This is a genomic window from Leifsonia sp. GW821-FHT13C09 (genome assembly GCF_058806435.1).
The window spans coordinates 393,931-405,294 of record NZ_JBXAPS010000004.1 but is presented as its reverse complement, the minus strand read 5'-3'; the positions used below and the strand labels follow the sequence as shown (position 1 = coordinate 405,294).

The following is an 11,364-nucleotide window of genomic DNA, read 5'->3' as shown; positions in this document are numbered from 1 at the left end:
GAACTCACTGCGGCATAATCACCAACAGCTGATCCCGCACGGTGTCGAGAAACTCCACCACTCAACGGGACGCCACCATTGAGGCAGATTCGTCACCTAATCTGGTGGCACATCGCGGCAAATCCGATCTCGCCTCCAGTGTGATGTCTCAGGACATGGGTGACAAATCTGCCTCAGGAGATCGGTGACACTTCGGGCCTGTTTGGTGGTGACACTTCTCCTCGATCTTTGAGGAATGAGCCGTGTCGAACCCGTTGGTCCTCGTGTCTGTCTCGCGATCACCCAGTGCCCGCCGGATGCTCCGCGCGGGTCGTAATCCACGGTCTGAGCCAAGTACCGCATCTCCCGGGAGTCCGCGAAAACCACTCAATGATCATTCGTCGCGATCTCGACAAGCTTGTTGACCGCTTCAGGAAGTGTTGGAGCGACGATCGTCAGGTCCGGTTTCCACCAGGGCGTTACAACGAACCCCGGGTCCGACCGCACGATTGTGCCCAAGCCCTCTGCCCCGTCGCTGTCCTCCTCAAACAGGATGAAGGAACCGCCCTCGTAGAGGGTGAAGCGTCTGCCCTGCACCTCGATTCATCAACCCTACTCAGCATGACTTTCCCCGCCTTGCCGTTCACACGCACGGCTGAGCCACATGAAGGCGACTCTCGCAGAGGGTTCGGACTCGATACGACTCGGTCGCGTCTACCTACGTCACAGATCAGGATACGATCGCGCACACAGGATGGAAACCCCGGTCACGCGTGCGTTCGTGCACTGGATCGACGGTGCGCTTTACCAACTCCAGATCACGTGAGTGCGGTCGAGATGGCTCGCGTCACGCGACCCCCCCGTCGCAGTGACGCGAGCCGGCCGCCGTTGGCGATCATCCACCCCGCGTCAACCGCAGGTCCAGGTCGCGTCGGCGGCTGCCGATCCCCGATCCCATGCCGGACCGTGATAGATCGGCCGACTCTGTACAGCATCGCGCCACCGCGTACGCCCAAAGCAGGGCTTAAGACTCTGCAGAATCGCCAACACCGCTCATAACTTAGCTTTCGGCGGTCAAGCGAGCAGCGCACGGCCAAGGGTCCAAGGCTGCATGCTCAACCCTGCTTACCGCCACGAACGGCGATGCCCGTCTACCTACGCAGCATCGCCGTTCCCATGAGAAACCGCCGAAGCATTGGACTCGTCCTGGTTGGGCGCCCAGTTCTCGATTCCCCGACTGTACCGATGTCCTGACACATGAACTGTCACCGATCTCCTGGTGCAGATTTGTCACCCATGTCCTGAGACATAACACGATCTCGCCTCCAGGGCCGCGTGCCCACATTTTGCCCACACTTGAATGAGGTCGACTGTGGTCATTGTGATCTCAATGGGATCCAAATGCGCGGAATTCCGCGGATTGTCGGAGCCCCAGCTCCCCTGGCGCGGAGCCCGAGCGGACTTTGATCCGCGGGTCGTGGGTTCGAGCCCCACGGGGCCCACCCAGTAAATCAAAGGGGTTCAAGCCCATCGGCGGCAGAATCGGAAGCTACGATTTCGGCCAGCGAGCACCAGCATTCGAGGCGACCAGGCCATCATCGATGGCGACGGCGGGCTGCCACTCGAATGCACCTAGGGCGCGACGAACACGCAAAGGTGTTGTTCACCTTCCGCGGCAAACTCTGGGCGGCGGCCAGTAGGTCGTCCGTGCCAGCCTCGAACAGCTCGACGGCAAGCCGCTCGACCGTTTGCACCCCGCTTGCACCTTCGAGGTGTTTGCACCCGTCTGGGTGTCGGGGTGATCCGTATGGACACCGCAATCTCTGTCGCCGGCTGATCGTCAAGATGATTTCACCCGAACCGATATTGTCGATCAAGAAGCTTCCGACTGGACGGGGTGCAGTAATGACCGTGAACCCACTTGAGCGTTACTTCCGCGCCAATAAGGGCCGGATGATCGACAAATGGATGCACTACTTCGACATCTACGACCGGCACTTCTCGGCATATCGTGGCAAGCCGGTCACAGTCGTCGAGTTCGGCGTCCAGCACGGCGGATCGCTTCAGATGTGGCGGAAGTATTTTGGCCGACGAGCGCGGATCTTCGGGGTGGACATCGACCCGCGTTGTGCCGCCCTTGGCGGCCCCGGAACCGAAGTAATCATCGGCGACCAGGAGGATCGGGAATTTCTCGCATCACTGCGTGAGCGGATCGGGTCCATCGACGTTCTGATCGAGGACGGCGGCCACACGATGGGCCAGCAGATCGCAACCTTCGAAGAACTGTGGCCGGCGGTCGCAGATGGCGGCGTGTACCTGGCCGAAGACCTCCACACGAGCTATTGGGCATCGCACGGCGGGGGCTACCTCGATCCGGGTTCCTTCATCGAGTACGCGAAGCGCCTGGTCGACCAACAACACGCGTGGCACGCGCCCGAGGGCTCCAGCCTCGAAGTGGACGACTTCACCCGAAGCATCCGCGGCATGCATATCTACGACAGCGTCATCGTGTTCGACAAGGCGCCGGTGGCGGCACCGCGACGCGAAATGTCCGGCACGCCCAGCTGGGAAGAGACCGCCGAGTAGGCGTTCTTCCGCCGATCAGTGCCGTCGGCGCGCTGGGCACGGAGCAGTTCGGTCATTCTTAGCGGGCTTGCCGGGGTCGGCGCCGTCCAGATGGATTGGCATTTCACGTCTCGAAGTCGGGCCGCTGGCCCCCGTTGAGGAGCGATGGAGAAGATCTGAACGGTGAAACGGCCGCGAAGACCGCCTCCGCTGGTCGCGGGTCTCCAGCGCTCAGTCGGCACGACGCGAACGGTCAGACGCTGACCTCAATCAGCCGGTCCAGTCGTCCCCTGCTCTGACCGCTGAGGGCTGTAGCTCTGGCGGTCTACCGGAAGTGCGTCGCGACGAACACGACCGCCCAGAACACGAACCCGGCCGCTTCGATGATCATCCCCGCGATCGCCAACCCCTTGCCTCTGGCGCGACCCTGCGCCGCCGCCCGGAACCCCCGACCGGCAAGCGCAGCGCCGAAGGCGCCGACGAAGCCGAACACGAAGAGGCTCACGCAGGAGACCACGAACCCCCAGATCGCCAGCCGTGAGCGACATCCGGTTCTTCCTGACTTCGAGTGGTGGACGGACGCCGTGCGGGTCCTCATCACTCTTAATCGGCCGGGCGCCCCGGAAGGTTACGCGCAGCTGTGACAGTGGCGAGGCCCCCGGGCGCCCAAACCCGGGCCGCTCCCCTGCCGGCAGCGTCTACGCGACCGGACCCTGCGCCAAGGTCACCGGCGCCGTGTGCGACGCGCCGGATGCGTCGGTCCAGGCGATGGTCGCGCTGTCGCCGGGGTGGAGGGCGGCGAGCGCGGCGGTGAGGGCCTGCGCGGAGTCGATCGTGGTGCCGTTCACCGCGGTGATGGTGTCGCCCGCGGCGAGACCCGCGGACTCGGCCGGCCCTCCGGAGACGACACCGGAGATGGTGGCGCCGGCCACCGAGCCGGTCGCGGTCCCGGACGACCCGAAGGAGCCGTAGCCGGAGCCGCTGCCGGACGACGCGCTGTCGCTCGGTGCGACCTCCACACCGAGGAAGGCCGGGTAGCCGATCGTCACCGTGGAGGACGCCTGCCCCGAGGTGATCTCCCCCGCGATGGTGAGCGCGTTCTGGATCGGGATGGCGTAGCCGGCGGTGGTCGCACCGCCCTGGGCCGCGGCGGTGTCGATGCCGATCACCTGATCCGACGTGTTGAACAGCGGGCCGCCGGAGTCGCCGGCCTGGATGTCGGCGTCGGTCTGGATGAGGCCGTTCAGCGTCTCGGAGACGGCGGTCTGCTCGGACTGGGTGGTGATGGTCTGGTCGAGCGCCGTGATCGTCCCGGGCGAAGCGGACGGCGTGCCGCCCGTGCCGCCCGCGTTGCCGACCCCGGTGACAGCGTCGCCGACGGCGGCGCTGCCCGAGGTGTCCAGGTGCGCGGTGCTGAGACCGGAGGCGTTGCTGAGCTTGAGCACCGCGATGTCGTCGGTGGCGTCCGTGCCGACCACCGTCGCGGTGTACTGGGCGCCGGTCGAGACGACGGTGACGCTGATGCTCGTGGCGTCCTCCACCACGTGGTTGTTGGTGAGGATCTCGCCGCTCGAGGTGAGGACCAGGCCGGTGCCGGCGCTCTCCGCCTGGGCGTAGGTGAGCTGCGAGGTGATGTCGACGACGCCCACCTCCTCGGCGGCGGTGGCGCTCGCGAGGGCGGAGGACCCGGTGAAGGACCCGCCGGAGCCGAACCCGTTGCGGCTCAGCGTGTTGTGCACGCTGTTGGACGACGTGGAAGCGGTCGTGGCGGCGGAGCCCGCCGTGTAGGCCAGTGCCCCGAGCCCGAACGCCGAGCCCACGGCGACAGTCGCGGCGACCGCGGTGCACACCACGACGACGGGCCGGCGCCGGCGCCGCGGCGTGTGGACCGGTGCGGCTGCGGTGGGCTGCGCCGCGCCCTGTTCTGCTGCTTCGGAGGGAACTCCCTCGACCTCGTCCATGACTGTGGTCCTCTCGACGTCCGGCTTGATGTCGACAGCACACCGCACGCGTGTGGGAGGCCGCGATGGGGAGGTTTTGACGACGCCGGGAGAAAACCAGAGATCGCTATGAATCGGGTCACGGGAGGGTCACGGCACCGATCACGCCACCCCGGTGACCCGCCCCCGCTCCAGCACGTACCCGACGGCCACGGCCCCCGCGATGCACAGCATGATCGGCGCCAGCATGTCCGGCCCCTGGTTGGTGAACTCCAGCACGAGGAGGAGCGCCGTCAGCGGCGCGCGCATGGTGACGGCGAGGAATGCCGCCGCGCCGAGCAGGGCGAACGCCGCGATCGGCTCGCCAGGCCAGACCGCTTCCCAGACGCCGCCGAGCGCCAGTCCGACGCCCGCGCCGATAGCGAACGAGGGCGTCAGCGTGCCTCCGGCCGCGCCCGCGCCGATGGTGCCGACAGTCGCTGCGGTCTTGACCACCGTCGTCAGGAGGATCACCAGGACCGGCAGCGAGGCCGACAGCGCGAGCTGGCCGAGCGAGCGGCCGTTGCCGAGGATCGCGGGCAGCCAGAGCGACACCACGCCGACCCCGGCGAACACCAGCGGCATGACGATCAGGATGCCCCACGACCTCGGCCGGTGGTTCTGGGCGAAGCGGGTCAGCCGCACGAAGCCGACGGCGGCGAAGCCGATGATCGGGCCCGCCAGGACCGCCCACACCACGATCTGCGGTTGCAGCGGGATCTGGTCCACGACGTACAGCGGGTTGGCGGGCACCACCAGCCGGGCGACCAGCGCCGCGATCGCGGAGGTGGCGAGGGCGGGCAGCACGGTCGCGAAGCTGATCTCGGCGAGCAGGATCTCGATGGCGAACACAGCACCGCCGAAGGGGACGTTGTATACCGCCGCGAGTCCCGCTCCCGCGCCGCACGCGACCAGGATCCGGCGCTCGCGGGCGCTCACACCGGCGCGCTCGGACAGCCAGGACGCCCACCAGGCCGCGATCTCGCGCGGTGCGACCTCCCGGCCGATGGAGGCGCCGAGGCCCACGATGATCACCTGGAGGGCGGCGTTGAGGAGGGTGACGAGGCCGGGCATCCTGCGGCCGCCGACCGCGGCCTCCACCGAGACGATGGCGCGCGCGGGGCTGCGGCGTCCCCAGCGGCGCAGGAAGAACCAGCCGACGCCGCCGAGGACGCCGGCGAGGACCAGCGCGACGACCCGGCTCACCGGTGGAGCGTCGAGGAGTCCCTCGAGGAAGGTCCCTTCCGAATAGCCGAACGCCAGGTGCTGGATGGTGTGCAGGCCGAGGTAGACCAGCCCGCCGCCCACCCCGGCGCCGACCCCGACGAGGGCGGTGACGACGACGAGCCTGGCCAGCCACGCGGGCGTGGCGCGCACGGGAACGCGTCGGGAGGTGGGCACGCTCTCAGGCTACTGCCGGCCGGGTCGCGCGTCCGGTCGGGCGCCCACGGTCGGGGGGTCCGCGATCAGGGCGCCGCGAGCCCGCCGACCGTGAGGAGGTTGACCGTCGTGGACGTGCAGGCCGTGAAGTCGGCGTCCTTCACGAACAGCGACTCGGTCGATCCAGGCGGGTACACCCGGAACCCGTCGGCCGGCTGCGGCTTGCAGTCCGCGTCCGAGTAGTTCCCGGCCTGGGTGATCTTCAGCGGCGCCTGCGCGGCTCCTCCCGGCTGCAGGACCACCGTGTCGTGCGGCTTGCTGCGATCGAACTGGGCCGCGTTGCCGAGCTGGGTGCCGTTGCCTTCCCCCACGAACGATACGCCCGGCCAGCCCTGCAGCGAGCACTGCGTCGAGCCGTTGTTGGTGAGGACGAGGGTGACCTCGACACTGCCGGCCGCGCCACCGCCGCCCTTGCCGATGCTGCCGGAGAGGCTCGAGGTGGCGCACTGGCCCTCCACGGGCTGGGAGGTGCTGGTCGCGGTCGGGCGCGGTGTGTCCGACCCGGCGTCGGGCGTTGTGACCGACGAGGCGGGCGACGACGACGGGTTCGAGCCGGCCGCGCAGCCGGTGAGGCCGCACGCGAAGACGGCCGCGAGCGCGAGGGCGAGAGCGGGCCGGGCGATGGCGGCGCGATTCGAGGCGGACATGCCCCTATTCTCAGCACGCCGGAGGGTCCGCCGCCGCGAGGACTCGCCGCCCGGGCCCGAGTCGCCCTGACAGTATGAAGACATGAGAGCGCTCGGAACCTGGCTGGCACGCTACTGGACGGTCTTCGTCCCCATCATCGGCGTGGTCGTCCTGGTGGTGTTCTGGACGGTCGAGCTGGAGCCCGTCGCCGTCGCGCTGATCGCGATCGTGCTGGCCGGGACGGTGCTGGCCGCCGTGCAGCACGCGGAGGTCGTCGCGCACCGGGTCGGCGAGCCCTTCGGGTCGCTCGTGCTCGCCGTGGCGGTGACGATCATCGAGGTGGCGTTGATCGTGACGCTGATGACCACCGGCAAGGACACCGCGACGCTCGCCCGGGACACCGTGTTCTCCGCGGTGATGATCACGATGAACGGCATCGTCGGGCTCAGCCTCCTGCTCAGCGCCAGACGCACGGAGACCACCACATTCAACGCACAGGGCAGCGGTGCTGCTCTTGGCACGGTGACGGCGATGGCCACGCTCACGATGGTTCTGCCGACTTTCACGCAGGCGACGCCCGGGCCGGAGTTCTCGTCCGGCCAGCTCGCGTTCGCCGCGATCGCGTCGGTCGCGCTGTACGGGATGTTCGTCTTCACGCAGACGTTCGCGCACCGCGACTTCTTCCTCCCGGTCTCGCCGAAGGGCAGGCCGCTCACCGAGGACAGCCACGCCGACGCGCCGACGACCCGCACCGCGCTGATCAGCCTCGGCCTCCTGCTCGTCGCGCTCGTCGCCGTGGTCGGGCTGGCCAAGCTGGAGTCCACTCCGATCGAACGCGCGGTGACCGGGATCGGCCTCCCGCAGTCGTTCGTCGGTGTGATCATCGCGCTGCTCGTGCTGCTCCCGGAGGGCATCGCCGCGTCGAAGGCGGCGCGCCGCAACCGGATGCAGACCAGCCTCAACCTGTCGCTCGGCTCGGCCATCGCGAGCATCGGTCTCACGATCCCGGCGATCGCGGTGGCGTCGATCTGGCTGCCCGGACCGCTGCACCTCGGGCTCGGGTCGAGTCAGATCGTGCTGCTGATCCTGACGGTGGTCATCAGCATCCTGACGATCATGCCGGGACAGGCTGCACGCATCAAGGGCGGCATCCACCTGATCATCTTCGCGGCGTTCATCTTCTTGTCGATCGTGCCGTGAGGCAGGCCGGGCGTACGCTCCCCACATGAGCGAACGCGACCCGCGGGTGGACGCCTACCTGGCGCCGCTGCCCGCCTGGCAGCAGGAGGTCTTCGGCGAGCTGCGGGACATCCTGCACGAGGCCGACCCGGCGATCGAGGAGACGATCAAGCGCTCGGTCCAGCCGTACTTCGTGCTCGATGGAACCGTCGCCGCGTTCCTCGCGGCGAAGGACCACGTCGACCTGTTCGTCTACGACGGCGGGATCGTGCCCGATCCGGCCGGGCTCATCACCGCGGGCCACGACAACGCGACCGCGCGCACGATCGGCTTCCGGGAGGGCGACCCGATCGACCGGGAGGCTCTGCTCGCCTTCCTGCGCCGGCTCATCGCCGACAACCGGGCCGGTGGCTGGCGGAAGCTCACCGCGCGGCGGTGACCGCCGGGTCCGCCACGGCAGCGTCCCACAGGGTCTTTGCGGCGAGCCGGGCGGCCACCGGCGTACCGCCGCACAGCGCGGCGCTCGCGGAGGCGCCGTCGAACAGCAGCGTGAGCTGCACCGCGAGGACGTGCGCCGACGCGACGCCCGCCGCCTCCGCCTGGCGCTCGAAGTACGCGGTCAGCTCGCTCTTGAAGTGCTGCGCCACCTGCGCGGCGGGGTGCTCCCGGTCACGCAGCTCGGTGGCGACGTTGACGAACGGGCAGCCGAAGTAGTCGCCGGCCTCGGCGGCGCGGTGGAGGGCGTCGTAGACGTGCAGGACGCGCTCGCGCGGGGTGCGGCCGTCCTCCTCCTGGCAGAAGTAGCCGGCGACCACCCGCGGGCCGTACTCGGTCAGCATGTCGGCGACGATCGCGTCCTTGCTCTCGAAGTGCTGGTAGATCGACCGCTTGGAGACCTGGGCCTCCTGGGCGAGGCGGTCGACGCCGACCGCGTGCACGCCCTCGCGGATGAACAGCCGCGCGGCGGCGTCCAGCACGCGCTCCCGTGGCTTCGGGCGCGGAGAGGTCGTCGTGGTCATGGCTCGATTCTAGAGGGCGGGTTGCGCAAAGTAAACCGATCTGTGTACATTGTCGGAAACAGATCAGTTTACTTTTTGGAGGATCATCATGACCGATCTCACCGGACGTATCGCCCTCGTCACCGGCGCCAACCGCGGGCTGGGCGCGGCGTTCGTCGCCGAGCTCCTGGAGCGCGGCGCCGCGAAGGTCTACGCCGCAGCCCGCCGCCCGGAGTCGGTCGAGGTGACCGACCCACGCGTGGTCCCGCTGGAGCTGGACGTGACCGACGCCGAGAGCATCCGCCGCGCCGCCGAGGCCGCCACGGACGTGACCGTGCTCGTCAACAACGCCGGGATCGGCGTGAACCAGTCGCTCGTGAGCGGCGACCTGGCCGAGATCCACCGCGAGTTCGACACCAACTTCTGGGGCCCGGTGCTGGTGACCCGCGCGTTCGCGCCGATCCTCGCTACGAACGGAGGCGGCGCGATCGTGAACATGCACTCCGCGCTCAGCTGGTACGCCATCGGCTCGTACAGCGCGGGGAAGGCCGCGCTGTGGTCGGCGAGCAACTCCGCGCGCGTCGAGCTCGCGCCGCAGGGCATCCAGGTCGTCGGCGTGCACGTCGGCTACGTCGACACCGACATGGCCGCCCACGCGGACGGCTACAAGGTGCCGCCGGCACAGGTCGTCGCCGAGGCACTGGACGCCGTCGCGGCCGGGGACGCGGAGGCGATCGTCGGGGAGACCGCACAGCAGGTGAAGGCCGTCCTCCACGAGGATGTGCGCGTCCTCTACCCCCAGCTCGCCAGGTAGGAGTCCGACGCGAACCCGCGCGGCCGGATGCCCCACTGGGCCGTCCAGGTCTCGCCCGGCTCGACCCAGCGCAAGCCCTGGCCGGTGTTGAGCGCGTTCGCGGGCGCGGTCATCGGCTCCACGGCAAGCGCAACCTCTCCGGGCTCCTTCGTGGCGAACGCCCGGTGTGTGAACACCTGGACGTAGCGGAACGAGGCGTCGCCCCACAGGGTGACGGTGCGGCCGTCCGCCGCGGCGAGGACGTGCTCGGCGGGCTCGCGGAGGTCGCCGAAGCCGTCGTTCAGGTCGAGGTCTGCCACGACACCGCCCTCCGAGAGGTCGTACCGCGTGCCCGCGACCGAGGTCTCGCCGGTCACGTTCAGCCGGTCGTCGGTCTCGAACCGGGTGCCGGCATGGACGGTCAGGGTGAGCTGGGTGGCCGGGACGTCGCCGATCCGCAGGTACGGGTGCGCGCCGATCGCGACCGGCGCGGTCCGCTCGCCGCGGTTCGTCACGGTGTGGGTGACGGTCAGGCCCTCCGTGTCGAGCTCGTGCGTGACGGTCGTGTCGAGAATGAACGGGTAGCCGGCCTCCGGGTAGATCGTCGCCGCCTGCGTCACGGCCGAGTCGGAGCGCTCGACCAGTGTGTAGGGACGGTAGCGCAGCAGGCCGTGCGAGGCGTTGCCCAGCGAGGGCTCGGTGAGGGCCAGCCGCTGCGGCACGCCGTCCAGCTCCCAGACACCGTCCTTCACCCGGTTCGGCCACGGCATGAGCACGATGCCGTCGGCCGAGGGCGGGGTGGAGTCCTCCGGGAACGGCTCCAGGATGTCCACTCCGCCGTACCGGAGGGTGCGGAGGCCGGCCGCCACCTGCGTGACCGTGGCGGTCAGGTCGCCGAACTCGAGGTCGTACTGTTCTCCGGTCGGTGCGCGCATGGAGACAGCGTATTCCTAGGCGATGGTCACGGGCAGGCCCGCGGCCCGCAGTGCGCGCACGTGGTCGCGGTCGGCGGACTCGCCGGTCAGGAGACCGGCCACGTCCGCCAGCGCGGCGATGCGGCCGACGTGCGTGCGGCCGAGCTTGGAGCCGTCGGCGACGACCAGCGCACGCCCCGACGACGCCACCATGACCCGCTTCAGGTCGGCCTCGGGGAGATTCACATTCGTGATGCCGCCGACCGGGTCGACGCCCGTGCAGCCGATGAAAGCCAGGTCGGCGTGCACACGTTCCAGGAGCACGGCGGCCAGCGGCTCGACCAGCGAGTGCTGCAGCGGCCGCAGCGTGCCGCCGGTGACCACCACCTGGAAGCGCGGAATGGCGCGCTCCAGCTCCAGCGCGATCGTCAGCCCGTTGGTGATGACGGTGACGTCCTCCAGGTCATCGCGGTCGGCGAGCGCGCGCGCGATCGCCGCGGTGGTGGTGCCGACGTCGAGCAGGACGCTGCTGCCGGACTCCACCAGGGCAGCCGCGGCCGCGCCGATACGCCGCTTCTCCTCGGCTGACGACTCCAGCGCCTCCTCGAAGCTGGCCTCGCGCGTGCCCGCGCCGCGCAGCACAGCGCCGCCGTGGACGCGCCGGATGCTCTGCTGCGCGTCGAGGGCGTCGAGGTCGGAGCGCACGGTGACGTCGGAGACCTGGAACGCCTCGCTCAGTTCGGCGACGCGGACGAACCCGGTGCGGCCGATGAGGTCGAGCATCCGCTCGCGGCGGAGGGCGGCGGGCAGCGGTTCGCTCATACCGGCAATGCTCCAGCGCTTGCGTTTACTTGTCAATCCGCAAGTCGATCGGTACATTTGCTTTCGGA

At 69.1% G+C, this 11,364-nt stretch carries 12 protein-coding genes and 1 tRNA gene; 5 read left to right on the top strand and 8 right to left on the bottom strand.

What is annotated here, in order from left to right:
* Positions 1 to 366: 366 nt before the first annotated feature.
* Positions 367 to 576, bottom strand: coding sequence for a hypothetical protein (locus tag AC1ROW_RS15750; protein ID WP_493019838.1), 210 nt, complete (start codon positions 574 to 576; stop codon positions 367 to 369).
* 829 nt (positions 577 to 1,405) lie between these two features.
* On the opposite strand from AC1ROW_RS15750, the gene AC1ROW_RS15745 reads away from it, so the two are divergent.
* Positions 1,406 to 1,481: transfer RNA gene (locus AC1ROW_RS15745), tRNA-OTHER, on the top strand.
* Between the two features lie 403 nt (positions 1,482 to 1,884).
* On the top strand, positions 1,885 to 2,565 hold the full coding sequence (locus tag AC1ROW_RS15740; RefSeq protein WP_493019837.1) for a class I SAM-dependent methyltransferase: 681 nt from the start codon (positions 1,885 to 1,887) through the stop codon (positions 2,563 to 2,565).
* Positions 2,566 to 2,869: 304 nt separating this feature from the next.
* On the opposite strand, the gene AC1ROW_RS15735 is transcribed toward AC1ROW_RS15740, so the two are convergent.
* The 4 genes from AC1ROW_RS15735 to AC1ROW_RS15720 all read right to left on the bottom strand — a co-directional run bounded on the left by AC1ROW_RS15735 (position 2,870) and on the right by AC1ROW_RS15720 (position 6,610).
* Positions 2,870 to 3,049: a hypothetical protein gene (locus AC1ROW_RS15735; RefSeq protein WP_493019836.1), complete on the bottom strand. Its 180-nt coding sequence runs from the start codon at positions 3,047 to 3,049 to the stop codon at positions 2,870 to 2,872.
* A 193-nt stretch (positions 3,050 to 3,242) separates the two neighbouring features.
* Entirely contained in the window at positions 3,243 to 4,505 is a 1,263-nt protein-coding gene (locus AC1ROW_RS15730) for a S1C family serine protease (RefSeq protein ID WP_493019835.1), read from the bottom strand.
* A 141-nt stretch (positions 4,506 to 4,646) separates the two neighbouring features.
* Positions 4,647 to 5,924 (bottom strand): chloride channel protein, encoded by a 1,278-nt coding sequence (locus tag AC1ROW_RS15725; protein ID WP_493019834.1) that lies wholly within the window; start codon positions 5,922 to 5,924, stop codon positions 4,647 to 4,649.
* A gap of 65 nt (positions 5,925 to 5,989) precedes the next feature.
* Complete coding sequence (locus tag AC1ROW_RS15720; protein WP_493019833.1) at positions 5,990 to 6,610, bottom strand: DUF4232 domain-containing protein; 621 nt, start codon at positions 6,608 to 6,610, stop codon at positions 5,990 to 5,992.
* A gap of 82 nt (positions 6,611 to 6,692) precedes the next feature.
* Here AC1ROW_RS15720 and AC1ROW_RS15715 point away from each other — a divergent pair, with 82 nt between their 5' ends.
* Positions 6,693 to 7,790, top strand: coding sequence for a calcium:cation antiporter (locus AC1ROW_RS15715; protein WP_493019832.1), 1,098 nt, complete (start codon positions 6,693 to 6,695; stop codon positions 7,788 to 7,790).
* A gap of 25 nt (positions 7,791 to 7,815) precedes the next feature.
* A complete protein-coding gene (locus AC1ROW_RS15710) occupies positions 7,816 to 8,208 on the top strand; it encodes a DUF1801 domain-containing protein (RefSeq protein WP_493019831.1) in 393 nt (130 codons plus the stop codon).
* Here AC1ROW_RS15710 and AC1ROW_RS15705 read toward each other — a convergent pair.
* Positions 8,192 to 8,788 carry a TetR/AcrR family transcriptional regulator gene (locus tag AC1ROW_RS15705; RefSeq protein ID WP_493019830.1) on the bottom strand — a complete coding sequence of 199 codons (597 nt, stop codon included), beginning with the start codon at positions 8,786 to 8,788 and terminating at the stop codon, positions 8,192 to 8,194. The genes AC1ROW_RS15710 and AC1ROW_RS15705 overlap by 17 nt on opposite strands.
* A gap of 88 nt (positions 8,789 to 8,876) precedes the next feature.
* Between AC1ROW_RS15705 and AC1ROW_RS15700 the strand changes: the two genes are divergently transcribed.
* Positions 8,877 to 9,581: an SDR family oxidoreductase gene (locus AC1ROW_RS15700; RefSeq protein WP_493019829.1), complete on the top strand. Its 705-nt coding sequence runs from the start codon at positions 8,877 to 8,879 to the stop codon at positions 9,579 to 9,581.
* On the opposite strand, the gene AC1ROW_RS15695 is transcribed toward AC1ROW_RS15700, so the two are convergent.
* On the bottom strand, positions 9,560 to 10,495 hold the full coding sequence (locus tag AC1ROW_RS15695) for an aldose 1-epimerase family protein (protein WP_493019828.1): 936 nt from the start codon (positions 10,493 to 10,495) through the stop codon (positions 9,560 to 9,562). The two genes, AC1ROW_RS15700 and AC1ROW_RS15695, sit on opposite strands and share 22 nt — an antisense overlap.
* 15 nt (positions 10,496 to 10,510) lie before the next feature.
* Entirely contained in the window at positions 10,511 to 11,296 is a 786-nt protein-coding gene (locus tag AC1ROW_RS15690; protein WP_493019827.1) for a DeoR/GlpR family DNA-binding transcription regulator, read from the bottom strand.
* Between the last annotated feature and the right edge of the window lie 68 nt (positions 11,297 to 11,364).